We start from the raw sequence: 24830 nt of genomic DNA on the forward strand, positions 1-24830 counted from the left end.
TTATAGTTTTAGGGTGAGTATTCAGCCGTCAGCTGTCAGCTGTCAGCCTAATACTTAAAATAAACCTCGAATGGGAGAATTTAATAGTTCGGGATTAATGAGAATTGAAAGTCTGGGAATTTGGCCATTGCCCATGGCGCATAAGTTGATAGTTGATAGCTGATAGCTGATAGCTGATAGCTGATAGCTTACGTTTAAAAAATATCAGCGGGATCAGCTGCTTGGAGTTTCCCGATCGCGATCGCACCGGAAATAGAACACATGATAACCGTCAGAATCAACACTGTCACTGCCCTAGCTAGACTCATAGCTATGGGTAAACTGGTAGCATTTTTCGTTAAACTATACAACCCTAATGCCAGTCCATATCCGGGAAAATAACCTAAAATTGCCAGAATCAGAGCTTCTTGAAAAACAACAATCAATAGGTAGGTGGTTTTATAACCCATGGCTTTTAGGGTAGCATACTCAGGCAAATGATCCGCGACATCAGTATATAGAATTTGATAAACAATCACTGTACCCACGATAAATCCCATAGCGCTACCGAGGGTAAAAATAAAGCCAATGGATGTACTGCTTTGCCAGTAAGCTGTCTCCCAATTAACAAACTCTTCCTTGGATAAAACTCTAACATCCTTGGAAAGTTCGCGTCTCATCTTCTCGACAACTAGCTCCAAATCTAACCCTGGTTCTAATTCAATCAAACCGATATCAATCAGTCCTCTATGGCGGTCAGGGAAAAGGCGGAAAAAGTTTAAATCACTCGTGATCACATTTCCATCGGCTGCAAAGGAAGCCCCTAGGGTGAATAAGCCCCCTACTCGAATGCGACGTTGTTTCACTTCAGTCGTTATCTCTTTGCCCTGATTAAACTCTTCCGCAATAGGTCCATATTCAGGTCTGGAGCTGTCATCGAACAAAACGACATCTGGCATTTTAATTATATCCAGATTGCTGGTTACTCCAGATAAATTGAAGACGTTGTCAGTAGGATTAAACCCAATCACAAGCACACTACGAGTTTCACGGGTTTGAGGATTTTTCCAGAGGCCATAGTCCATATATATCCCACTAATTGATTTGACCCCATCAAATGCAATACTTTGATACAACCTGCGACTAGGAAAACTTTTCAGAGCGAGTATTGATTGCGACTGGGGACTAATCAAAAAAATGTCACCCTGTAAGCTATTATGTAGTCTCACATTACTTTCAAACAAAGCATCCCGAAAACCCATTTGCATAAACATTAAAATATCGGCAAAAGCAATTCCTGCCAGTGCCACCAGCAAACGCATTTTTTCATGGGTCAATTGTAACCATGCTAAAGGTATTTTCATGATTAATAGTTACTATTTAATGACCATTTTTGAATTCAAAATTAAAAATTAAAAATGAATAGCCTTATACTTTGTAAGTGTTTCCACCGGATACAAGCCCACGAATTAATTTATAGGTTAGTTTTTAATTTTGAATTGATAATTTTTAATTGGAGCAAAGCGATTGACTAATTACTAATAACTATTTTTACGATGACTTGGGAGTTAGTTAAATCAGCAACTGTTTTGCTGTCTTCTGGATTGAGACGAATATCTACTTCGACAACTCTGGCATCTACGTCAGCGGCTGGATCAGTGTCAAGAACATCCTGTTTGTCAATTTGTTGCCCAATTCTAACTACACTGCCATTGAGCTTACCTTCAAATGCCTTGCTTTCACTAATAATAGTTACTTTCTGTCCTAGCTTGACTTTACCAATATCACTTTCGTAGACTTCAGCAACAACCATCATTTGGTCAGTTTGCCCTAGTTCAACAATTCCCTTTTCTTGATCTACGGTTTCTCCTGGATAAGTGTTAATTTTCAAAATTTGACTATCTAGTGGAGAATGGACGTAAGCAAATTTTAATTCTGCTTCGGCTTGCTTGACTTGTGCCATAGCCATTTCTAGCTCCGCTTCAGCTTGTCTAATATCTACTAGACGTACTTCTTTTATCTCTTCGAGGGTAGCTTTAGCTTCGTTAATCTGTGCTTCTACCACAGCTAGGGTCTGGTTGCGGTTGACAATAGCTTCTTTGAGTTGTTCCCTGAGGGTGCTTATAGTTTGGGTGCGGTTGGCTATGGCTTCACTGACGCTCTCTTGGGCAGTTTCTACGTTTAGGCGGCGGCTGTCCAATTCGGAAATTGCGATCGCACCGTCTCGTTCTAACTGGTCATAGCGCTGAAAATCTGCTTGCACATTCCTTAACTGAGCCTCTAATCGCCTGACTGTGGCATCTTTCTCTTGTTGTGTTTCTTGCAGCTGAGTCTGTAAACGGTCAATGCGAGTTTGTAGCGCCTCCTTCTGCCCCCGATACTCTGCCTCTAGTCGTTTAATCTTAGCGTCCTGAGCAGCAATGGTTCCACTTTTAGCACCGGCTTTGACTTTCTCCAAGTTCGCACGGCTTACTTTAACCTCCGCTTTCGCCCGTTCTAAATCCGCTTGTAAGCGATCGCGATTTTCCATGATGGCAATTAATTGATTGGCACCTACTTTATCCCCTTCCTTAACCAGCAACTGAGCCACCCTTGGTGCTTGAAAAGTCGTTGGAGCAGCTAATTGAATAACTTCCCCCTCAGGTTCGAGACGTCCTAGAGCAGTTACAGCTCGGATAGCTGGGGTTGTAATGGGGGATGGCACTGGTTCTGGCGGGCGCTCACGGACCATTTCCAAACTGTATCGGCTAGCGGCCACAGTTGCCAGAATCCCAACACCAGCCAGTACAATCACCCAACGGCTGAGGGGCTTTGATAATCCCTGATCTTTTATCCCAATCTTTGGCTCCATGACTTCTCCGGTTAAATCAACTTCTGTCGGTTATATGAGCCATAACTATCTATTGTGTGCCATATTATATGGCTCCTTACTATTTAATTTATCATAAGGGAAATACAATTACGAGCACCGCTAACAGATTTTTTGAGCAATCCCTCATTACTGGGTCAGCTGAAATTCAGCAGATTGCATAGCAGGGGTTCCCGCTCGCAACTTTGCTAAAAGTTTAACGAAGGTTTTCTTTTCTGCGCCAGTCAGGTGAGCCATCAAACCTGTCACCCGATTAAAGTGGTCGGGAAGCATTTGCTTCAAGAACTGCCAACCGTTTGGAGTCAGCTGAACCATCAGCATCCGTCGGTCATCTGGGTGGGGCTGGCGTTTAACTAACCCTTGACGTTCGAGACCATCGAGCAGACCTGTGATTGTCCCACGAGTAACACCAGCCTGTTGAGCACATTCGGAAGGAGTCAAGCCTAACGAACCCGCTTTGTGTAATAACATGAGTACAGTAAACTTACCGATTGATAACTCGTAGCGACCCATATGAGTGTCAATCGCTTCGTAGATTTCAGTGGTAGTTTTCAGGAACGACAGACAAGTAAACACTGATGCTATATCTAGCTCAGGGTACTGTCTCGCCATATTTAGTAGTTCCTGCTCTGAGGGAAGGTCACGTTTAGTGAACATAGTCTATCCCCTTAAAAAAGTTTGCCGACTTATTATTATCGTGCCTTACTATAGTATTTCTCAAATAGGTGAGGTATACAAGTTGTGGATTTTAGGCAACAGGCAACAGGCAACAGGCAACAGGCAACAGGCAACAGGCAACAGAAAAAAATCCTGTCTACTCTCTTGGTGCGCGTTCCCTAGGCGTTCGCGGAGCGGCGACCTAGGAGTTGGGAACCTCGCGCCTTGTCACACCGCCTCATTAATATGAGAACCGCTATATATCCCTGGAATTTGGCCACTCTACGTTAGGACTTAAATACGCTAAAATTCAAGCAAACTGGGTGTTTAGATTCCCTATGCTTGACACATTCTCGACTCAACTCTATCAACTCCAACAATTTGCTAATAACCTGGTTGACAGCCAACTGACTCACCTGAGCCTAGTCAGCATCGCCATCATCTTTGCGGCTGGGTTGCTGACTAGCCTAACCCCCTGTATGCTATCAATGCTACCCATCACAATGGGCTACATCGGTGGTTATGAAAATCAAGGACGCCTGCAAGCTGCTACCCAATCGGTATGGTTTGCCTTAGGCTTAGCCACAACCTTAGCGGCATTAGGAATTATCGCAGCATCTATTGGGCGAGTCTATGGTCAAATCGGTGTTGGCTTACCGATTATTGTCAGCCTAATCGCCATTATTATGGGGTTGAATTTACTAGAAGCACTACCGCTACAGTTTCCATCTTGGGGTGGTATGGATTGGATTTCCCAGGAATGGCCGAAAGGGTTACGCTCTTATCTGATTGGTTTGACCTTCGGTTTAGTCGCTTCACCTTGCAGTACACCGGTATTAGCAACGTTACTGGCTTGGGTTGTATCAACTCAAGATTTAGTGTTAGGTGGTGCCTTGCTGTTGTCTTATACAGCTGGTTATGTGGCACCCTTGATCTTGGCAGGTACGTTTACTGCTTCAATTAAACGATTATTAGAATTGCGACAGTGGTCGAGTTGGATTACACCAGTAAGTGGTGCGCTATTGGTGGCATTTGGTGTGTTTTCTTTGTTGTCTCGGATTCCTGTGGGAATTTTTTGAGTGAGTACTTAGTGCTGAGTGCGTCGTAAGCTATCAGCTATCAGCTATAGCGGTTTTAAATTTGGTGAGGTACAGAGTTCCTGGTTTTAGGGAACAGGGAACAGCGGATCTGGGAACACGGTAAAAATCCTGTGTACCTCATTAGGCTAACAAACGCTATCTCAGCTAATGCGCTACGCGCACGCGTGCGCGTTCAGCTATCAGCTATCAGCTATCAGCGATTAGCGCAATGGACTTTTCTGGTGACTTTCAATTATCATTAATCTCGAACTATTAAATTCTATTGTTTGCGCAGGCTACGCTGGGTTTATTTTAAGCTGACCGCTGACCGCTGAATGCTACTGAGATTCTTTTCCTAAATCTGCTCATCTTATTAAGAAAGCAAGTAATTAACTAGACTGGATATGACTTTAGAAAACTCATCAGATAACTCATCAGAAAATTCATCAGATAACTCATCAGATAACTCATCATTGACTAGTAACAGTAGGTGGTGGCGTCGCTTAGTATCAGTGCTGGCTAACTTACGGTTAGCGATTATCTTGCTGCTTGCGATCGCATTATTTAGCATCAGCGGTACAGTTATCGAACAGGGGGAATCTCTGGCGTTTTACCAAGCCAATTATCCTGAAGACCCAGCCTTGTTTGGTTTCCTCAGCTGGAAGGTGTTGTTGCTCCTAGGGTTAGATCATGTCTACCGGACTTGGTGGTTTTTGTCCTTATTAGTGTTATTTGGTAGTAGTCTGACCGCTTGTACCTTCACTCGTCAATTTCCGGCTTTAAAAGCAGCCCGGAATTGGAAGTTTTACAAACAACCCCGCCAGTTTGGGAAACTTGCTTTGAGTGTAGAGTTGGACAAGGGGTCTTTTACTTCCCTCACGGAGTTGTTAGAGAAGCGTCGTTACAAGGTATTCCAAGAGGGGGATACTATGTACGCCCGTAAAGGAATTATCGGACGGATTGGTCCAATTGTAGTTCATGGCAGTATGTTGATTATCCTGGGAGGGTCAATTTGGGGCTCAATGACAGGATTTACGGCTCAGGAAATGGTTACCAGTGGCAATACATTCCAAGTTAGAAACATTATTGATGCCGGTCCGTTTGCTTGGCCCCAAATCCCCAAAGATTTGTCAGTACGGGTGAATCGCTTCTGGATTGATTACACTCCGTCAGGGGATATTGACCAATTTTACTCCAATCTGTCAGTTTTGGATAGTCAAGGTGAGGACGTTGACCAAGAGACTATTTATGTGAATAAGCCCCTAAAATATCGAGGTGTCACCTTTTACCAAACCGATTGGGGGATTGCTGGGGTTCAGGTGCAGTTGAATAATAGTCCAATTTTCCAGCTTCCCATGGCACAACTTCCCACTAATGGTGAGGGACGGATTTGGGGAACTTGGGTTCCCACAAAACCTGATTTAAGTGAAGGGGTATCCCTTTTAGCGAGGGATTTGCAGGGAACCCTGTTTGTCTATGATGGAACGGGTAATCTCGTTTCCACCGTTCGTCCTGGTATGGGGATTAAGGTCAATGGGGTGATACTTAAAATTAAAGATGTCATCGGCAGCACTGGCTTACAAATTAAAGCTGACCCCGGTATTCCCTTTGTATACACTGGCTTTGGCTTACTGATGTTAGGGGTACTGATGAGTTATGTCTCCCACTCTCAGATTTGGGCATTACAAAAAGGCGATCGCTTTTATATTGGTGGGAAAACCAATCGTGCTTTGGTCACCTTTGAACGGGAATTGATTGAGATTTTAGAGCAGGTCGGTGAATCCTCCCAGACCGTAGAACCTTTACTGGCTAAATCTGCTTAGTATATAGCGATGCAGCAACGGAACAGGGGAGGGTACTAAACAAAATCAGAAAGGATAACTGAGTAACCGAACCACTATGGTGATCAACCCAAACATCAAGGGCAAAGTTGGTGATGCTGGAGCCTAAGAGCTGATTTGTCAACTCGCACTAAACCTTGTAGGATAAGGTTTGCTCTAAACTAGAACAATTGAACTATTTAATACCCAAAAGACAATCATAGTAAGGCTTTCAAGCTTATTAATATTTACTTGACAAATTAGCTCTCATCATTAGATATATGACTACCAGGAACGGTATGGATTTCCACCTCTGAATCTGAATCGCTCAAACGCGCTTTTGCTCCTGCTTTCAGCAGTAAGAGGGGTTGAATTTTTTGTTGATACCAGTAATCCACCAGAACAAAAATGGTGGTTATCAGCGTTGGAAAGTCTATACTGTTCATAGGAGGTTTCCGGGTGGTCAGTGACATTTCCATCTTCGAGCCTCCTTTCTCTTGTGTCTAATTCACATTAGGCGTTAGTGATAAAATAATCAATGTCTGTCGCCTCTTCAATTGAACTTGCATCTCCTACGATAGCAAATGTTCTTTCTCCTTCTAGAGGAGACCTGAGGGGGTAAAATGCCAGCTAAAATCCTTACTGGGAGTACTTTAAGCCGATATGTTACTTAATCGGTGCCCCTGACCCAGGCGAATTAAATTCGCTACAGGTGCGCACCTAGAATATACATACTGTTTTGGCCTGAGCTTGGAGGTAGTTATAAGGGTTTGAGCTTCTAGAAAATCATTCGTAGGGTGAATTTGCCAGTTTATCTTTGCTAAGATAATTGGCATCAAAGCCTTATATAGTAAGCTTTTCAGGGCAAATGTCACCCCCTCAGGTGAAATTTACTTGGTCAATTTGAGCGCTGAAAAGCAGTTACTGAGATAGTTTCAAGTTTTTGGAGAGGTCTATTAAGTCCGCGCTATGACGGTTCTGAGGTAATTTAGGTGTTGGGTTTAAGTGTGAGCTTGAGTTCGGCTAATTCCTTCAACAGTTGGTCGATCAGCTTTTGCTGCAGTATCACGACCACCAACTGCTCTGTTGTCAGTGGCTTGAGTTGGGGGGGAGCTAGTTTTTCGGGTTTCAGTTGTTCGCTCATGCCGCTACCACACCGGATTTCAATATTTTGTCAACCACCCTCACCTAAATTCTTACATTTCATATAAAATCATTGGGGGCACAATAACTATAAAATCATTGAAGGCACAATAACATTGAGCAATCTTGGCAATAAAATCCATATACAGTGTGTCAAAAAAATTAAACACACTTTATATGGATTAATAAGCATGGGTTGATCTCAAGGTTTGGGTGTTCGAAAAAAACCAAAATCAGGTTGCAGATTGCGTCCTGCTATCAGCAGTCACCACTAAGTTTGGTGAATAACTCGTTGTGTCCAAGGTAAAACCCACGCTACCACTCTCAGCGAACTGAAAACCAGGTTTGCAACGCCCCTACATTAAGGACAGCAAATAGCTGAGTAATCATGTCGTCAGAGAAAAGTAATCAAATTTAAGAAGTTATGAGGTCAAAGTAGTGAGGATCCTCTTAATCTGCACTGAGAAGCTTCCTGTTCCATGTATTCGAGGAGGTGCAATCCAGACTTATATTGACGGAATACTACCTTATCTAAGCAAGTTTCATGACGTTAGTGTTTTTTCTGTCACTGATTCAGATTTGCCCAATCAACATGTCCTGAATGGAGTCAGCTACCAGCGCTTCCCCACAGGTGATAGTGATGCTTACTACCAAGCAGCTGCTAAATTTGTAGCTGAGGAAAAATTCGATTTAGTCATTCTTTACAATCGCCCTAAATACTTACCCTCTATTGCTGCTGCTAGCCCTAGTAGTCAGTTTCTCCTGAGCATGCACAATGAAATGTTTCATGAGGAGAAGATTAAACCTGAGGTTGCTGAGACTTGTCTAGAGAAGGTCAGAGGAGTCATAACAGTCAGCAAATTTATTGCTGATGGAATTGCCGATCTCTTCCCTGACTACCGACATAAACTTAACCCGGTATATGCAGGAGTTGACTTAGAACAGTTTCAGTCCCGATGGTCACCGGAAGGATCTAGACGTCGCCAAGAATTGCTAAGTTCTCACGGATTGACCGATCGCAAAATCGTTGTCTATGTAGGTCGATTAAGTATTAAGAAAGGACCTCATATCCTAATTTCTGCCCTACCCCAAATTCTAGAACAACATCCATCAACATTTCTTTTTATAGTGGGTAGCAAATGGTACGGCCATAACGAGGAAAATAAATATGTTCGTCAACTGAAAGAACAAGCAAAAACCTATGAAGACTCAATTTATTTGACTGGCTTTATTCCACCGGCAAATGTCCAGAAGTACTTCCTCATGGGTGATATCTTTGTTTGTGCATCTCAATGGCAAGAACCTTTAGCACGAGTTCATTATGAAGCAATGGCAACAGGTCTTCCTATGGTTACCACAATGCGAGGAGGAAACGCAGAAGTAGTCATCCCAGATATGAACGGTCTCTTGATCAGTGACTATGAGAATCCCGATGCCTTTGCAGAAGCAATTAACTCTTTATTGGACAATAAAGAGTTAGCTGAAAAAATGGGTCGATACGGACGCCATCTGGGTGATAAGTATTATGGTTGGGAGCGGGTTGCTTCAGACATTTCCCGGATTATTTCAGACTGCTGCCTACCCTAAGGATAGCAGGGTAATCCCATTTAAATTTGTCAACTGGGTATCAAAAACCTAGGACAGTTTTCAATCATACCTTTATCCCTTCTTAGGCTCATGAAAGCGTCATGAAGAGTTGGCACATTAGGTATTATTATTGGCAGGGTAAGGGAGAACTTCGTATCACCATCACGACACTGGTCTTGCCCTTCCATAGCACGGGAATGGCTGTGATCTCATTGGACTTGCTCAAGAACCCGTTGTTGAGCTAACACCAGATGATGTTCACTCGCCCAGGCACTCACCGTGTGTAAGCCAATGAGATTGGTTTTCGCGATCGTAGAAACCCCGAGCAGTTAAACCCATCAATATTGATCAGCTTAATCTCTAGCTGGGTGGGTTACTGCTCCACCCAACTATTGAAGCATTCATGCAACTGAGTTGGGTCAATCAATGCCAAGACTCCCGAAAAGGTATTGTGAGATGGAATACTATGGGGCAATTCCAAAAACGTCTCTAACCATTGCTGTTTCACTTTGCCATAGGTTTCAATGGCTACCATATTATCTGCCCCAGACAGAAGCCAAGATGGTGATGGTCACAATATCTACAAGTTTATGCTTGGGTTCCCGTTTGACTCTCCGGTCATCCAATGCCTCAAACTGATTAATCACGCTATGAATGAGCTGTTTCATCCTTTGTTGAAAGGGGCGATGGGGTGGGAGCACCAAAGCCAAGGAACATCAGGGCTGAGAGCATGTGAACAGACTAATTTAATCTCTATCCAATTTCCTGGATTCTGGAGAGATTGTCGAGTCTGAATTGAACCAAAGCCAACTTTGGTGCCAACCTGTGTTTCGTCAAGTACAATTTATACAAAATAGCCGCGGTTACCCTGGAATTTTAGCTTGCATGTCACCCCCTCAGGATATTATCATGTGTTTGGTAATTATTTTGATGCAGAAGTGTTGAATGTCAAAAAAAAGTGTCAAAAAATTTTTTCAATATGATAAAATCATCAAAGCTATAAAAATCATACTCGTTAAGTATGATTTTTATAAGTTTTCCAAAAATCCAAAAATATATTTTGGAAGCGTTAAAAAAAAAGATTATCTATCTCTCAGTACCTTTTTATTTGTATCTTGTTAGTTGGAGTATGTAATGGATAAGAGTGTGATCAGTATGGGAAATTTATTGAAACGGTTAAATATTAAAAAAATAGAACGATATCTAACTTTGATAAACCGGTTAATAAGATAAAAAAAATATTCAAAAAGTAATTTATCAATTGAAAAGGCAACTCAATCAAAAAAAAAATCAATTTGAAGCCCGAAATTTATTACCGTTAGCGAAGCGTGGCATACTGCCGATAGTTAAACTATTTGTACTTTAAAAAATTAACTATTATGGAGCCAAGGATCTCATCAAATTAAATTATTTTGTGGCTTGGACATTTGCCGTTCAGACGTAGGGTTAATAGTTATTCATTATTCAGATTTATAGCTATTTAATCACTTATTTAAGATTACAGCTAATAAAAATATCTGTGACGTGAAAGATTTTGGAAAAACACCATTATATAACATTCGTTTCAATCATATATGTCTCAATAAATTACCTATGTACATTGCTTTACAAAACTAATTTAGTGAAAGTAAAATAGGACTTTATAGGGTTAATTCATGAAAATATGTAAAGTTTTGTTGATCGATTCAACATTTATGATTTTGATGTTGATCTGTTTCTCTACTTATGTCTGCTAATACCACAAACTCATCCCACAACCTGCACTGCAGTACTTTTTAAAAAGTAACAGTTTCAGTAGCGAAACTATCGTGGACTGCCTAAAACTAGCTAGTTTTTGATAAGACTACATTCAGGATTTCATGATAGGATAACTACGAGATATCAATGATTATTATTAAAATTTATTTTTGGCTGCTTATAATATGATCAAGAAAGAAGATATCCCTACTCCTATTATTGATAACAAACAACGAAAGAACGTTAAAATAGCTGAAAATTTGGAAGATCGTCGTTTTTCTACTCTCTACATTATCCGACGATTTATTATTTACTTTTTAGGTATACAACGTCGCCGAATTACAAATAAGCCAGATATACAAAAGAATGCGAACGAGCTACGTCAGATATTTGAAGATTTGGGAGGCTTCTGGGTAAAAACGGGTCAGTTGTTAGCATTGCGAACCGATATTTTACCAGATGAGATTTGTGAGCAGTTAATACGTCTTCAGTATGAAGCGATTGGATTCCCTATGGCTTTAGTTAGATCAACAATTGAGTCAGAGCTAGGAGCACCCATGGAAAAAATATTTCAAGATTTTGATGAGACTCCTTTGGCAGCTGCATCAATTGGTCAGGTTCATAGAGCAACGTTGCGAAGTAAAAGAAAACCGGTAATCGTTAAAATTCAACGTCCAAATTTAGCCGAAGCATTCAAGCGAGATTTGGATTTAATTAAAGTCGTTGTCAACCTGTTAATTTCTTTTAATATTCTGAGTTACCTACGTTTAGATGAAGCAGTATCGGAGTTAGATAAAATATTTAATGAGGAATTAGATTATCGCTATGAAGCATCTAATACTCGTAATATGAGAAAAACCCTAAAGCAGCATAAAATATATGTTCCAAAGATTTATACCAAATATTCTAAACGTCGAGTTTTAGTTATGGAATATATCGATGGGGTTCTTGCCTCTGATTATATTAAAGTATCGAATAGGGATCCCGTCAGAGCCTCTCAATGGGAGGATGAAAATGACTTTGATGCTGAAAAAGTAGGTGAAAAGATATTTCTTTCATTACTTCGACAAGTATTTGAAGATAACTTGTACCATGGAGATCTACATCCAGGCAATATTATTTTCTTGCGTCGGAGCAAAGTCGTATTCATTGACATGGGTAGCGTGGGAACCCTGGATAGGAAATTGAGGGTGACTTATAATGAGTATACGAATGCATTGACATATGGAGATTTTAGCAAAGCGTCTAATTACATCATGGGGTTGGGTGTTGAGATTCCCAGAGTTAATGTACCTACAGTCAAGGCAGAGATGTCGCGTGCTCTAGAGAGTTGGTCCACCAAAGCGCAACTTAAAGGGGTAGAGTTTAAAGAAAAGTCTTTTGGTGCGGCAACGGCTGACTTATCTAAAGTGCTGACCAAATATCGTATTCCAAATAATTGGACTTTTCTCAAAATGAGTCGATCTTTTTTAACTCTAGATGGTACACTGCAGTACCTATTACCTGAATTTGATTTCTTCAAGACATCTAAAAAATATAATCGCCAGGCAGATAAACGTTCTCTCAAACAAAGTTTAGAGCCAAAAAGTATTAGAAATTCGATTAACCAGTTCTTTGATACTATTAGCGAGTACAATAACCTGATTTTACCTGAGTTGCGACAACGAACCCTCGCATTTGAGTTAACCAGTAATATTTTTGCACTGTTGCTGGTAGTAGGTTTCCAATCTCTCGCCTATTTACTCCTAATAACTGAACCAGTGGCAGTTTATAGTTTCCTTTATCAACATTATTTTAAAGCGATTGAACCTATTCATACTCAACTGGCTGAAGAGTTTTTTCAACAAATTCCCCATCTTCCATATCTGGAATGGATTGGTATTTTTATACTGATTGGTCTCAGTGCTAGAATACTGCTTGCAGGAGCAAAAGTTCTGAAGCGTAAAGACTTTCCTCAGAAAATATAACAGAGTACTCATAAGTGTGGATCTGAAATTCCCGCCTATACAGTCGTTTTTCCTATTGTTTGCATGATGGGTACTGGTTCCATCGAATGTGAAGGAGAAAGGCGTTGCTGATTCTGGGTATGGTTTCGCCCCCCTAGGGCATGTTTTCTTGCCTCGTTATATCCTAGAAGTAGTGTGATCAATGGGTGCATTACATGAATCGAGGGGAGGTGAAGTTTTGAACAGTGGGAGAGGTTAAAACCCTTGACCTGAATTCTTACTATGAAATGATGCACTTTCACTACTCACGCTGAGGGGGTGAGATGCCAGCTAAAATCATTACTGGGTAGTGCGTTCAGCCGATATGTTACTTAATCGGTGCTCTTGACCTTGGCGAATTAAATTCGCCACGGGTCGCACCTGAAAGATACATGGTGTTTTCGCCTGACCTTGGACTTCGTTATAAGGGTTTGAGCTTGCCATTAAATCCTTCCTAGGGTCAATTTGCTAGTTGATCTTTGCTAAGAGAACTGGCATCAAAGCCTTATAGAGTAACCTTTTCAGGGTTCATGTCACCCCCTCTCACTAACTAAGAGTCGTTTGCCTCAAATCTCCAATCATCACCGCCAACCCTATCCAAGTGATATGAGTGATGTAGAATGGGGAGTGTTGCGACCGCTTATACCGTTGCCGAAGGCATTTGGGCATCTGAGGAGGGTAAACTTGCGCTCCTATCATCAACGGGATCTGCTATGTGCAGCGTAGTGGATCCCAGTTGAACATGCTGCACCATGACTTTCAACCTCACCCAAGGGTCTATGGTTATTTCCGTAAATGGCAACCGCTTTGGGTATGGGCTGAGAATCCATGGCCAATTGCGTCATCCACTCCGATCACAAATGGGAGGTGAAGAAGACTCCAGTGTGGCGCTCGCGTAGCGTCGGTCTTTGCCCGCATCGCCAATTTAATGACTCGCCGACTGGCTTGTTGAGGTTTTGTTTACAAATCAGCTTTAATTGTTGATCAGTGATGTTTTATGCGATAGAATCAACTGTAGTAGTTAAATCAATCTAGGAACCTAAACGTTATGGCTGATAGTGAGGGAGTTAAGAGCGCTGTCATTCTACGCAGTGAAGAGGATTTTGGAGGCACACCTGATTTCTTGTCTGGGTCTTCAAGTAAGAGGAGCAAGAAAAAGAAGAAAAAGAAGCAGGCAGCAGGTTTAAAGCCTATTGAGAAGGCTGTGTTTAAACAAGCAAAGCGTTTCGATGAGGCAAGTAAGATCTATAAGGATCGCCATGAGAAGTCCAATCGTAAGAAGAAAAATGGTTGGATTAAGGATTTTGGAAAGAACTATACCAAGAGTATGTCTAAGTTAATGAAATTTTAGTTTGGTTTCTGGTCTACCCTTAACTTCGATGTAATGGGTCAGTTAATGGCTATGTTGAAGGCAAAAAAGGTTTGAGTTCTTCAAAAGTTTATTGATTGTTCATTACATCACTTTGAAGTTTTTCAGAAGGGCAGAGCTGGGCATGATACAACTTTTGACAAAGCTTGCTAAAATTTAGTTAGGAGAACGTCCATGAGTACACTTCAGAAAGAAAACACCATTATCCTAGACATGGGGTCGGCAAAGAAGGATGATATTAAAGATTTGCAATATGGTGAGGGTAGGCTTTTTAAGAGGATTGCTAGGGCCATTGAAGAATTGAAGCAGAGTGGTGAAGTTGCAGAAAATGCTCAACCAGTAATTGTTGTGGTGAAGAAGAAAAACGAGAAAGATTGGTAAGTTTTTAATCGATCTTGAGAAGTAATACGAATTTCCGTCATGGGTTACACTGAGTTGCTAACTCAAGTCTGCTTGACTTTCACCCAAGATTGAGTCCGCCTTTGGCAAAGCTATTGTTATTGGCTACTTCAATGAATCTGCATCGGGGGCTTTATGCCCCATCTAACCAGGTTAATTGAAGATATATAGGACCCTCTACTTCTTGTACTGGTCATGTTCAAGTAGATTCGTGAACTCCCCCAACTTAATTGGTTTAAGTTGGGGTTTCTAGCGTGGCCCTAGGCCACGCTACGGGAACACGGAAGAATGCCGAAGGTGCCCTTGACCTAGCCGAATTATATTCGCCACGGGTGGCACCTCAACTTATACCAAATCCGGTTGCCATACCCCCTTAATAAATAGACCTCTCCAAAAACCTGAAAGTATCTCAGTAACTGGTTTTCAGAGCTCAAATTCACCAAGTCAATTAAACCGTTGAATTAACGCGCTCAAAGGCTTGGGGCACTGCTTCCGCCGAGTGAGAAGCGAAAAGTTTTGACATTAGTTGTTTACAGAGCATATCGAATTGTGAATAACTGCGACCAAGATATGCCCACCTCCAAAATGCCTAACTTCACCGCAGGCACAATCTTTGTGGTAAAATGAACTCCTACACAGTTGTGTACTAACCAGTAGACATCGAGGGTTCTTTGAAGGTTTTTGCGAGATGAACCCATAGGTGTTGGTTTTACTCCGAAAGGCGCTCGTTACGACGTCCCCCAGAAGCATTGAAAGCTGAGCCATGATTGGCATTAATATCACTGTCGGTGACCTCATGCTCAGTTTCAGGATGCTCAGGCACAGGAGCTTGATATTTTTTTCGTTTACGACAATGATAAATCGTACGGAAACCATGGTATAGAGTGCTATAGCGGTGGTGAGGGTACACATCCTCACTCCCACATCCAGGACATGGGTGGGAAAATACTTCGATCATACAACCACCATTCAGGAAAGGCTTCTATTAACTCCAGCATGCCCCTATTTCATGACCTGCAAGGCTTTTCTCCTTCACATTCGACGGAACCAGTAGCCTATTTGGTCTTCAATTGATAATTTTTGTGAAGCACCTGCCCCAGGCTTAATTAGCCGGACTTTTTGATTTTGAATTTTTTCTTGATGTTGACGATGTAATAACTTGGTTTGTTCTATCAGTTGAGAGAGTTGTTGATGATTTAATCAAGCGCAATCGTTTGGTTTGTTTAGGATTTTTATGGATATAATTACAAGTGTAGCTCATTTTGATGTTAATAAAAATTAGTTATTATTTTAATAATAAACCATAAATATATTTATTTTTTGGATAGGTCTATTTAATACGTTTTTCCTTTGGATTATAATCATCAGCATTATTGTATTGATTCGGAATAAATTATGTATACATGAGTAAACAAAATACTTTTGAATGTGTTTCTTTAATGATAAAAAAAGTGATTATCAATGGTTTTGAAAAAAAATTTTTTGGGAGGTAAGTTTAGAATGAATTTCCAAAAAGCCTGACTTTAGCGGCTCTTTCAGAGCATCGCTAAATTTATGCGTTACCGTAGCGGCTCTTTCGGAGCATCGCTGTTGAAAAATCGGCTAATTAAAAGAGCTATATCAGCGCGCAATTACCGTCAATCTAATAACAAAGGCAATAGGAAAGAGGGTGCATCTTTGGTTAAATGTTTGAGAATATACTGAGGTAGCAACAAGTCGCTTTCTCAGGTCTCCCACTCTCAGATTTGGGCATTCAAAAAGGCGATTGGCCGTAGGCCACGCTACGCTCCGGAAGCTTCGCTTCCGCATTTAAGAGGTTTTAAGCATTTTGAATCTCAATCGCTATTTTACTGATAATTAAGCCCACCTACTTATTTAGCAAATAGGTAATAGGAAATATAGCGTTTATTATAGCTAAGAGGTACACAGGATTGTTTCCGTGCGCCCTAAAACCAGAAACTCTGTACCTAAGGAAATTGAAAACCGCTATATAACTATACCAATCCGTGTAGAAATTGTGATAATTTTTGTTCCCTTTTCCCTACTTCCTGTTCCCTGTTCCCTGTTCCCTGTTCCCTGGGGAGCAGGTCTTGCGTTGCTGAAACATTAGTACTATGTCCCATTAGCGGAAGCAATTACCCATGAGGGGGCTATAGATAATGTACAAATATAAATAAGTAAATGCTCCCCCTATTACCTATTACCTATTACCTATTACCTATTACCTATTACCCAAATAAGCGTACAAATGTTCTGCATAAGTGACATGCTCCCTGTTCCCTGTTCCCTGTTCCCTTTGGTATATAACCTTTCCTAGTTAAGTAGATTTCGCCCCCTTAGCCCCCAAATTTTGCCGTGGGACCGGAAGGTGCGCGCCTCAAGAATTTGTACCTGACTCAATTGCAAACCGCTCTAAAAGCTTTATGGCGTAAAGGATAAAGCCACTGAACTGAACTTACAGCATTTATTATTAGTTTTTATTATCACATATATAAGATATGATAAATGGTTCTGGCCAGTGGGTGCATCTCAAAGTTATAAATCTATCACTCAGGGAACTGTAGAAGTTTTTTAGCCTTGAATGGTCGTATTTTTGCATGCATTGAGATGCACCCTGGCCAGTAAACTGTTGTTGCTGTTCTTGTGGGGCTTAATATTTTATTTATATTTTAAACAACCATAATTTACTTATCCTGTGATAGGATGCTCTGGGTGCATAAAAATCCGGTAAGCGCAAGGAAAATTAACTAAAGACTGATCCAAGATATTATCAAAGATTAGTCTTATAATATGCAGGAATTATAGTACTCTTGTAATTATTTTAAAGAGTACTAGTAAAACTGTATTTTTATTGATTATTGCGCTTACCCTGTGCATAGGTAAAACAATAAAAAAGTGATTTAATGACTGAGATTAATCAATTCCCGTTAACAATGGCTGAAGAGTGGTGTGAAAATACTACCGAATACCCCTTGCATGAACAATTGGAAAAAATATCAGTTTTAGAGAAAGAAAAACTAGATTCATCAACTACAATCGACAGCCAGACTCTTCGCCAAATTGATCAGGAATACCTGTGTTGGGGGGATACGGTTCACTATCAAGAGCGACCAATCATCGTAACTGGTTGTAAGGGGGGATTGGTTTTCGACGATGAGGGCAAATCCTATATCGATACCGGAATGTGGCACTCAAGTTGTAACTTCGGCTATCGAAATCCAGAGATTGAATCAGAGGTTACTAAACAACTCCATACATTACCTCAAGCCAATGGCGACTTTCTACATCGTGAAAAATTATTAATCGCGAAACAAGTAGTAGATGCGATGTATGAAAGAACCGGTGTCAAAGGCCGAGTCTCTTTCAATGTTGGCGGCGCACTTGTGGTGGAAGATGCCCTAAAGATTATTCGTAAGAACACCCGCAAGAATAAAGTAGCTGTGATGATGGGTGGTTATCATGGTCGCTCTCTTGGTACTCTCAACCTTTCGAGTAGTCATAGATATCGACAGTACTTTAATGAGTTCTCAGAACGGGCAGTTATGTTTCCGTTTGCTAACTGCGCTCAGTGTTTCTATGAAAAAGAACGAGAAACCTGTGACTTATACTGCGAGAGCATGATTCGGAAGGCATTCTCCAACGAATTTTATGGCATCGCAAGTGAGACCAGTTCAGAAGTCGGTGCGATAGTTGTAGAACCTTGTCAAGGACGAGGCTACACCATCCCACCCAGGGATTTCTTTAAAGGGTTTATCAGTGAGTTACGACAAAAGCACGGACTTCTTGTCTTTGATGACGAAATTCAAGTTGGTATGTACCGTACTGGTAAATTATTTGCCTTCGAACATTTTGGGTTTGTCCCAGATATTATTACGTTGAGCAAATCCTTCACCAATGGTTTGAGTCCAGTTAGCTTAGTCTGGGCACGAGAAGACCTAGTAGCACCAGACTTTTTCACTCCTGGACACGCCCATAGCAACTTTGCTAACCATCCTCTGGGAACTGCTGCTGCTTTAGCAACATGGCGTTATATGCTGGCACAAGACTACGAAACATCAGTACCAGCAAAAGGTTTGTACTTTTTGACCAAACTCAAAGAACTCCAAGCCCGTCATTCCTGTGTCTATAGCGTAGATGGACTGGGACTTATACTGAACATGGTTTTTGCTGATGAAAAAGGTACACCTTACAAAGGGTCTGCCAAACTAGCAGCAAGCATTGCTCAGGATAATGATTTTATTTGGAAAGATCAGAGTTGGCGCATGATTCTCCAAACCGGAGGATATGACCTGAACGTTTTGAAATTTGCTCCTTATCTTGATATCAGCTACGAAGAAATTGATTGCACTATTGGTGTTTTAGATCAAGTGCTACAAAAGCTTGATATCCTATTATGTCCAACCGCTGAAACCGCAGGAGCTATTTGATGAGAGCAGCAGTTTTATCCAAAGCCAATCAAGTAGACATTCGCGAGTTTACTGAGCCTAGCAAAACTCAAGATAATGAAGTCATTGCTAAGGTAGAATTTGTGGGAGTCTGTAAAACAGACCAGCAACTAACCGCAGCAGGCTTAGATAAAGAGTGTATTCTTGGTCATGAAGTAGTCTGTAGCTTGCCTAATCAAAACGGTCATTTTGCCCTCAATAATGAGATTTCCTGTGGAAAATGTAGTTATTGTTTAGAGGGATTAACTAGTCACTGCATCAATCTTAAAGAACTTGGAGTAAATGAACATGGAGGGTATGCTGATCAAATTTGTGCTCCTATAAATTCCCTACATCCTTTTGAATTCTCCAATCCATCTTTAGGAGTGCTCATTGAGCCTTTAAGTTGTGCAGTAAGGGGAGTAAAACGGATTCTAGCTGCTGTTAATCTATTAGCTACGTCACACCCTAACGTCCTGGTGATTGGGGGGGGGATTTCAGGAACTCTAATTACCTACCTCCTAAATCATTCCCCCAACTTCAAGGGAGAAATTAAAGTTTACGATATCACCAAAGAGCCGCTCCCTTGGCTAAACAAATTGGGAATTGAACGGATCGACGTTCCAGAACCAAACCAGGCACATGTGGTGGTCGAATGTTCCGGTTCACCAGGGGGTCTGGCTACAGCACTGGATCTTGTTCGTAAGGGCGGTTTAGTCTGTATCTATGGTGTTCCTAAACAAGGGATTTCTTTACCAATTTCTCCCCATGAGTTATTTATGCGAGAGATAGCGGTAGTGACGTCTTTTGCTGGCGCTACAGACGAAACCATTGCGGCTGCGATCGCATCCATCAAGGGCGACGAGGCATTCTTTGAACAACTGTTGGGTCGGTTTATCCCTCTTGAGAAGCTTCCTATAGAATTGACTAATTGGAGTCCACAGCCTGGAACCCGAACTGTTGTAGATCTCGACGCTTGAGGAAGATTCTGATGCAGGATGTAGCTGTGATCTTTGATATGGATGGTTTACTAATTGATAGTGAACCGTTCTGGTCTAAGGTAGAAATCGAAGTCTTCAATGACCTTGGCATTCCCATGAACGAGAGTATGTCTTCTCAAACAATGGGTTTGCGAAACGATGAGGTGGTCAAGTATTGGTATGCTCGATTTCCTTGGACTGGTATGAGCCAAGCTGAGGTATGTCGAACAATGATCGCTCGGATGAGTGAGCTATTGATGACAATGGGACAACCGATGCCAGGTGCAATTGAAGCCGTAAACTTGTGTCGGGAATTAAACTTACCCCTAGCCCTAGCAACGTCATCTCCCATGGGTCTAATTGATACAGTACTCAAACGGCTCGATTTAAAAGATGCCTTTGATGTGATTACATCAGCAGAAGCCGAGGAATTTGGTAAACCCCATCCAGCAGTATATCTCACCGCTAGCCGTCGTCTGGGTATAGAACCAACAAAGTGTGTTGCCTTAGAGGATTCGGTTCGTGGCGTGATTAGTGCCAAAGCTGCCAGCATGGCATGTATTGCAGTTCCAGCACCAGAAAATCTAGAGGATGAACGTTTTGCGATCGCAGATGTCACCCTTAATTCACTAGAACAGATCACTGAGCCTTGGCTGAAAACGTTTTTAGCTCAATATAGCTAGGCTAAACCTAACCTAAACATGTAGTTGCGTAGGGTGCGTTAGGGGGGTTCTAATTTTCCCGGTAGCCAGAGTTAGGTTGCTGCCCCTAACGCACCACAGTTGCGTAGGGTGCGTTAGGGGGGTTCTAATTTTCCCGGTAGCCAGAGTTAGGTTGCTGCCCGTAACGCACCACAGTTGCGTAGGGTGCGTTAGGGCGGCCCTAATTTTCCCGGTAGCCAGAGTTAGGTTGCTGCCCGTAACGCACCACAGTTGCGTAGGGTGTGTTACGGGAGCACTAATTTTCTCGGTAGCCAGAGTTAGGTTGCTGCCCGTAACGCACCACAGAGTCAAACAGCGTTAATCAGATGCACCCACAGTAAACAAGATTGGAGCAAGATATTATGACAACCATGCAGGCTGCGGTCTGGTATGGTCCAGGACGTGAGAACTTTCGCTTAGAAAAAATAGACCGACCTGAACCTAGCCCAGGGGAAGTTTTGATACAGGTTCAGAAGTGTTTCTTTTGTGCGATGCACGCACGGGCAGTATTAGTGGGACACGCCAAACATAATCCTCCAGTCATTTTTGGTAGGATGCTGGCGGGAGATGTTGTTGCTGTAGGGGAGGGTGTTACTAAACTCAAACCAGGGATGCGCGTTACCGTCAACCCAGAAAAACCCTGTGGAGAGTGTTTTTACTGTCAGCGAGGAGCATTAGGCCATTGCCTCAACCCAACTAAGTTACAACCCGGTGGCATGGCTGAGTTTGTATGCGTTCCGGCTTCCCTGGCTAGCGGAATCGTTGAGCTGCCCTCATCAATTCCCTACGAGTTTGCTGCCTTTACAGAAACACTAGCCTGTATCCTTCAGGGTATTGACTTATCTAATATTGGTTTGTCCGATTGTGTGGTAGTTATTGGTGATGGCGGTGTCGGACTGAGCTTCCTTCAGCTAGCGCGCTTGAGAGGTGCTACCAAAATTATTCTAGCTGGCAAACATGATGATTCTCTGGAACAGGCATCAGCCTTGGGTGCTGATCTTACCGTTAATGTTACCCGAGAGTCTCTCAAAGACATAGTGATGGCTAAAACCCAGGGTTATGGTGCTGATGTGGTTATTGAAGCCGTTGGCTCTGGGGAAACCTATGAAGAGGCATTAACCCTGCTCAGGTGTGGCGGTACCGCAGTTGGGTTTGGTGGAACACCTCCGGGAACAGAGTTTCGGGGCAATCCTAATTTAATTCATTATCGTTCCCTCAAGATTTATGGTAGCTATCGATATACTCCAGAGCATTTTCGTCAGGCCATAGACCTGATTTGCACAAAGAAGATTAATCTAGAACCGATTATTACTAATACTGTTCCCTTTTCAAAATTAACAACAGAAGCAGTTGATATCCACAATCAGCCGGATTGCCGAGCCTTAGTAATTGATTTTGCAGAGGGTGATTAACCTATAATTAAGTTAAGAGTTTGACAGCATTTTTGAATTTTGAATTTTGAATTTTGAATTACTTATGATATTAGCAGGTGACTTAGGCGGAACAAATTGCCGATTAGCGGTATTTGACGAGAACTTCTCTATAGTTCAAAAAAGCACTTATAAGTGTAAAGACTATCACAGTTTTGAAGATCTGGTTGGGGCTTTCGTTAAAAGCTGTGAGCATCCCATTAAAATTGCTTGTTTCGGCTTACCTGGTCCAATCCAGGAAGGTGTGTGTAAATTGACTAATTTACCTTGGGATAAAGTAGAAGCGGCTAAATTAGTTTCAGTTACCGGTGTTCCGGTTAGCTTGCTCAACGATGTAGAAGCCAATGCTTATGGCATAGAAACCCTAAAGGATGATGACTTAGTTACTCTTAATGTCGGCACTAAAATACCAGGGGGCAATCGAGCAGTAGTATCACCTGGTACTGGCTTGGGAGAAGCAGCAACCATTGAGGTGGAAGGTCGAGTTCATGCGATCGCATCTGAAGGTGGGAGTACTGACTTTGGTCCTTTAGATGAGCTTCAAGTGGGACTGATGCGTTATGTTGAGCAAGAATACAAGCGGGTTAGCTACGAGATTCTTCTAGGAGGTCCTGGCTTGGTTCGTATGTATAATTATTTGCGGGATAGCGGTCATGGCAACACCCCTGAATGGTTAGCAGAAGAAATGAGCAAAGGAGAGCCAGCCGCAGCAATTAGTAATGCAGCTCTGGCCAATAAATGTCCCCTTTGTGTGCAAGCTTTAGAGATGTTTGTCTCAATTTTGGCATCTGAAGCGGGAAATGCTGCCCTTAAGTTTTTCGCAACTGGGGGTGTTTATCTTGGTGGAGGAATTCCCCCTCGCATTCTCGATAAGCTGCGTGAACCTCTGTTTATGGAAAATTTTATTAATAAGGATAAAATGGTAGATTTGCTGAAGTCTATTCCTATCTATGTGATTCTTAATGACCAGGCCGCTTTGCAGGGTGCTGCTTGGTATGCTCATAGAAGTCTATCTTCAAGATAACTAATCTTTATTTATAGTACGTAAGTATGTTATAGCAGTTCTCACTGGATTGAGAACTGCTATACCAATTACCAATTACCGACTAACCCAATTACCAACTAAATAGTTGTAGCATCCATAACGGAAAATGGTCTTAGGTGTTTTGTTCATTAATACTTGGCTTATCAGCACCTTTGCCAGTTTTTGCTAGATATATTCCCTCTATAATCACAGCAAAACCTAGTAAGTTAAGAATACTTAAGCTTTCTGAAAATAGAATCCAGGCCAGAATAGCAGCAACTAGTGGATCGAGAAGCAATACTAAGGAAACAAAGCCTGAAGAAAAGTGCTTGAGACTGTATACTACTAAACCATGTCCCACAGCTTCGCATACAACAGCTAGGGAAATCACTGCTAACCATCCTGACCAAGAAATCGGGAAAATTTGATCGCTGAATATCAGAACCACTGGGATCATAAAAAGTGTTCCCAAAGCACAGCGCCAAATCAGTATTCCTTCTACAGAAAACTTGGTTCGTAGTTGTTCTAATAGTAAAAAGTTGACTGCATAAAATACAGAAGATGCTAAGGCAGCACTATCACCGATAAAGTTATTGGGCGACTTTATAAAATCCTCTATTTGTAGAGTAGTTGCCCCTAACAATGCAAGTGCCAGACCAATCAGGAATCTACGGTCAAAGCGCTGCTTAAATAATAACCATCCTCCTAGAGTAGCGAAAAATGGTGTTAAAGCTCCTAGTACATTACCATTAGCAACGCTAGTCTTAGTTAAAGACCAAGTCCATAGAAATCGACCACCCAGATGAGATATCGCTACGCCTACCAAAAGTAGGATATCGCCAATTTTATAACCTGACTGTGCGTCATATTTCTGATTCGATGTTTGAGTTCGTACTTGGTTTACTCCATTCCACAAACCAAAGACTAGAGTAGCTATCCAAAGACGATTGAATACTGTGGCATTAGCACTTATTTCTTGAAGAGAAAACCTGATTAAGATGGCTGTTATAGATAAAGCAAGTAAGGCAATTACTAATAATAGTATTGGTAGTAATTCTGATGAGGTTTGCTCTCTATTGTCTTCTGTTAGTATTGCTTTCATCGTTTGGTGTTAGATTTTGACTAAAAATACCGTATTTTCAATTACTCAGCTATTACCTGATAGCTAAATTAAGGCAATCATTCGGTTGATCAACCGTTGATACTCCAGAGGTTAGAGCTAACCTCTAGAGAGGAGAGTTTTTTTACTCCTGGGTGATGCTGACGTTACTTGGGTCTTTTTGGTCTGTTATCTGACACTCATCATGAATAGCTAATTAGCTGATAGCTTAGTATAGTTTGGCTAAGCTATAACCTACTATTCTGCTCCAAATAAATAATAGTCTAATCATAAAGTATCCTGGTCACCAAATCAAAGGTAATCAGTATCAAGTTTTTATATCACGTCTGGAGGATTAGTGATGATTAACAATATCGTAATTTTTACTATGGACAATTAAACGGATTTGATATAGAGTACTGTCCGATAGTATTGGCAATGTATTCCAGGGTTTGCCTTACTATTATTATTGCGATATTGCTTATTGCGATATTGCGATATTGCGATAAGCAATATCCCATTCTTATTACTTTCCCGTAGCGGCTGCG

Annotated in this window: 23 protein-coding genes; 13 read left to right on the plus strand and 10 right to left on the minus strand. The window is 41.6% G+C overall.

The window, feature by feature from the left end; all coding sequences use genetic code 11:
• Window positions 1-194: 194 nt before the first annotated feature.
• From devC to BJP34_RS01805, 3 genes are all read right to left on the minus strand, one after another.
• On the minus strand, window positions 195-1343 hold the full coding sequence (gene devC, locus BJP34_RS01795) for an ABC transporter permease DevC (protein ID WP_070390855.1): 1149 nt from the start codon (window positions 1341-1343) through the stop codon (window positions 195-197).
• A gap of 167 nt (window positions 1344-1510) precedes the next feature.
• The gene (locus tag BJP34_RS01800; RefSeq protein ID WP_070390856.1) at window positions 1511-2830 is read right to left on the minus strand and encodes an ABC exporter membrane fusion protein; all 1320 of its coding nucleotides are present in this window, start codon (window positions 2828-2830) and stop codon (window positions 1511-1513) included.
• 147 nt (window positions 2831-2977) lie between these two features.
• A complete protein-coding gene (locus BJP34_RS01805; RefSeq protein ID WP_070390857.1) occupies window positions 2978-3505 on the minus strand; it encodes a MarR family winged helix-turn-helix transcriptional regulator in 528 nt (175 codons plus the stop codon).
• Window positions 3506-3843: 338 nt separating this feature from the next.
• Here BJP34_RS01805 and BJP34_RS01810 point away from each other — a divergent pair, with 338 nt between their 5' ends.
• Together BJP34_RS01810 and BJP34_RS01815 are read left to right on the plus strand one after the other, a co-directional pair.
• Window positions 3844-4584, plus strand: a complete 741-nt coding sequence (locus BJP34_RS01810; protein ID WP_070390858.1) for a cytochrome c biogenesis protein CcdA — start codon at window positions 3844-3846, stop codon at window positions 4582-4584.
• Window positions 4585-4988: 404 nt separating this feature from the next.
• Window positions 4989-6407, plus strand: coding sequence for a cytochrome c biogenesis protein (locus BJP34_RS01815; RefSeq protein ID WP_070390859.1), 1419 nt, complete (start codon window positions 4989-4991; stop codon window positions 6405-6407).
• A 257-nt stretch (window positions 6408-6664) separates the two neighbouring features.
• Here the strand turns inward: BJP34_RS01815 and BJP34_RS01820 are convergent, their stop codons facing one another.
• Window positions 6665-6883 carry a hypothetical protein gene (locus BJP34_RS01820; protein WP_070390860.1) on the minus strand — a complete coding sequence of 73 codons (219 nt, stop codon included), beginning with the start codon at window positions 6881-6883 and terminating at the stop codon, window positions 6665-6667.
• 509 nt (window positions 6884-7392) lie between these two features.
• Complete coding sequence (locus tag BJP34_RS42035) at window positions 7393-7548, minus strand: hypothetical protein (RefSeq protein ID WP_158516936.1); 156 nt, start codon at window positions 7546-7548, stop codon at window positions 7393-7395.
• A 437-nt stretch (window positions 7549-7985) separates the two neighbouring features.
• Here BJP34_RS42035 and BJP34_RS01825 point away from each other — a divergent pair, with 437 nt between their 5' ends.
• Window positions 7986-9134, plus strand: a complete 1149-nt coding sequence (locus tag BJP34_RS01825) for a glycosyltransferase family 4 protein (protein WP_070390861.1) — start codon at window positions 7986-7988, stop codon at window positions 9132-9134.
• Between the two features lie 373 nt (window positions 9135-9507).
• Here BJP34_RS01825 and BJP34_RS35845 read toward each other — a convergent pair whose 3' ends face one another.
• Both BJP34_RS35845 and BJP34_RS46915 read right to left on the minus strand, forming a co-directional pair.
• Entirely contained in the window at window positions 9508-9669 is a 162-nt protein-coding gene (locus BJP34_RS35845; RefSeq protein ID WP_083304948.1) for a transposase family protein, read from the minus strand.
• 1 nt (window position 9670) lies between these two features.
• On the minus strand, window positions 9671-9802 hold the full coding sequence (locus BJP34_RS46915; RefSeq protein WP_149030736.1) for a transposase family protein: 132 nt from the start codon (window positions 9800-9802) through the stop codon (window positions 9671-9673).
• Window positions 9803-11056: 1254 nt separating this feature from the next.
• Here BJP34_RS46915 and BJP34_RS01830 point away from each other — a divergent pair.
• Window positions 11057-12838: an ABC1 kinase family protein gene (locus BJP34_RS01830; protein WP_070390862.1), complete on the plus strand. Its 1782-nt coding sequence runs from the start codon at window positions 11057-11059 to the stop codon at window positions 12836-12838.
• A gap of 318 nt (window positions 12839-13156) precedes the next feature.
• On the opposite strand, the gene BJP34_RS42040 is transcribed toward BJP34_RS01830, so the two are convergent.
• Complete coding sequence (locus BJP34_RS42040) at window positions 13157-13300, minus strand: hypothetical protein (RefSeq protein WP_158516937.1); 144 nt, start codon at window positions 13298-13300, stop codon at window positions 13157-13159.
• A 262-nt stretch (window positions 13301-13562) separates the two neighbouring features.
• On the opposite strand from BJP34_RS42040, the gene BJP34_RS50240 reads away from it, so the two are divergent.
• From BJP34_RS50240 to BJP34_RS01840, 3 genes are all read left to right on the plus strand, one after another.
• Window positions 13563-13727 (plus strand): transposase, encoded by a 165-nt coding sequence (locus BJP34_RS50240; protein WP_418904151.1) that lies wholly within the window; start codon window positions 13563-13565, stop codon window positions 13725-13727.
• A gap of 177 nt (window positions 13728-13904) precedes the next feature.
• Entirely contained in the window at window positions 13905-14207 is a 303-nt protein-coding gene (locus tag BJP34_RS01835; protein WP_070390863.1) for a hypothetical protein, read from the plus strand.
• Between the two features lie 192 nt (window positions 14208-14399).
• Window positions 14400-14606, plus strand: a complete 207-nt coding sequence (locus tag BJP34_RS01840; protein ID WP_070390864.1) for a hypothetical protein — start codon at window positions 14400-14402, stop codon at window positions 14604-14606.
• A 727-nt stretch (window positions 14607-15333) separates the two neighbouring features.
• Here BJP34_RS01840 and BJP34_RS46235 read toward each other — a convergent pair.
• The gene (locus BJP34_RS46235; RefSeq protein ID WP_202972061.1) at window positions 15334-15582 is read right to left on the minus strand and encodes a hypothetical protein; all 249 of its coding nucleotides are present in this window, start codon (window positions 15580-15582) and stop codon (window positions 15334-15336) included.
• Between the two features lie 981 nt (window positions 15583-16563).
• On the opposite strand from BJP34_RS46235, the gene BJP34_RS42045 reads away from it, so the two are divergent.
• The 6 genes from BJP34_RS42045 (at window position 16564) to glk (ending at window position 23183) form a co-directional block, all read left to right on the plus strand.
• A complete protein-coding gene (locus BJP34_RS42045; RefSeq protein ID WP_158516939.1) occupies window positions 16564-16734 on the plus strand; it encodes a hypothetical protein in 171 nt (56 codons plus the stop codon).
• 793 nt (window positions 16735-17527) lie between these two features.
• A complete protein-coding gene (locus BJP34_RS01845; RefSeq protein WP_083304950.1) occupies window positions 17528-19051 on the plus strand; it encodes an aspartate aminotransferase family protein in 1524 nt (507 codons plus the stop codon).
• Window positions 19051-20028: a zinc-dependent alcohol dehydrogenase gene (locus BJP34_RS01850; protein ID WP_070390865.1), complete on the plus strand. Its 978-nt coding sequence runs from the start codon at window positions 19051-19053 to the stop codon at window positions 20026-20028. The genes BJP34_RS01845 and BJP34_RS01850 overlap by 1 nt, the downstream gene beginning before the upstream one ends.
• 11 nt (window positions 20029-20039) lie before the next feature.
• Window positions 20040-20711 carry a hexitol phosphatase HxpB gene (hxpB, locus tag BJP34_RS01855; RefSeq protein ID WP_070390866.1) on the plus strand — a complete coding sequence of 224 codons (672 nt, stop codon included), beginning with the start codon at window positions 20040-20042 and terminating at the stop codon, window positions 20709-20711.
• Window positions 20712-21091: 380 nt separating this feature from the next.
• Complete coding sequence (locus BJP34_RS01860; RefSeq protein WP_229424204.1) at window positions 21092-22141, plus strand: zinc-dependent alcohol dehydrogenase; 1050 nt, start codon at window positions 21092-21094, stop codon at window positions 22139-22141.
• Window positions 22142-22205: 64 nt separating this feature from the next.
• The gene (gene glk / locus BJP34_RS01865) at window positions 22206-23183 is read left to right on the plus strand and encodes a glucokinase (RefSeq protein ID WP_070390867.1); all 978 of its coding nucleotides are present in this window, start codon (window positions 22206-22208) and stop codon (window positions 23181-23183) included.
• 133 nt (window positions 23184-23316) lie between these two features.
• Here glk and BJP34_RS01870 read toward each other — a convergent pair whose 3' ends face one another.
• Complete coding sequence (locus tag BJP34_RS01870; RefSeq protein ID WP_070390868.1) at window positions 23317-24285, minus strand: DMT family transporter; 969 nt, start codon at window positions 24283-24285, stop codon at window positions 23317-23319.
• Window positions 24286-24830: the final 545 nt, after the last annotated feature.

Source organism: Moorena producens PAL-8-15-08-1, from assembly GCF_001767235.1.
In the GTDB taxonomy this organism is placed as follows: domain Bacteria; phylum Cyanobacteriota; class Cyanobacteriia; order Cyanobacteriales; family Coleofasciculaceae; genus Moorena; species Moorena producens_A.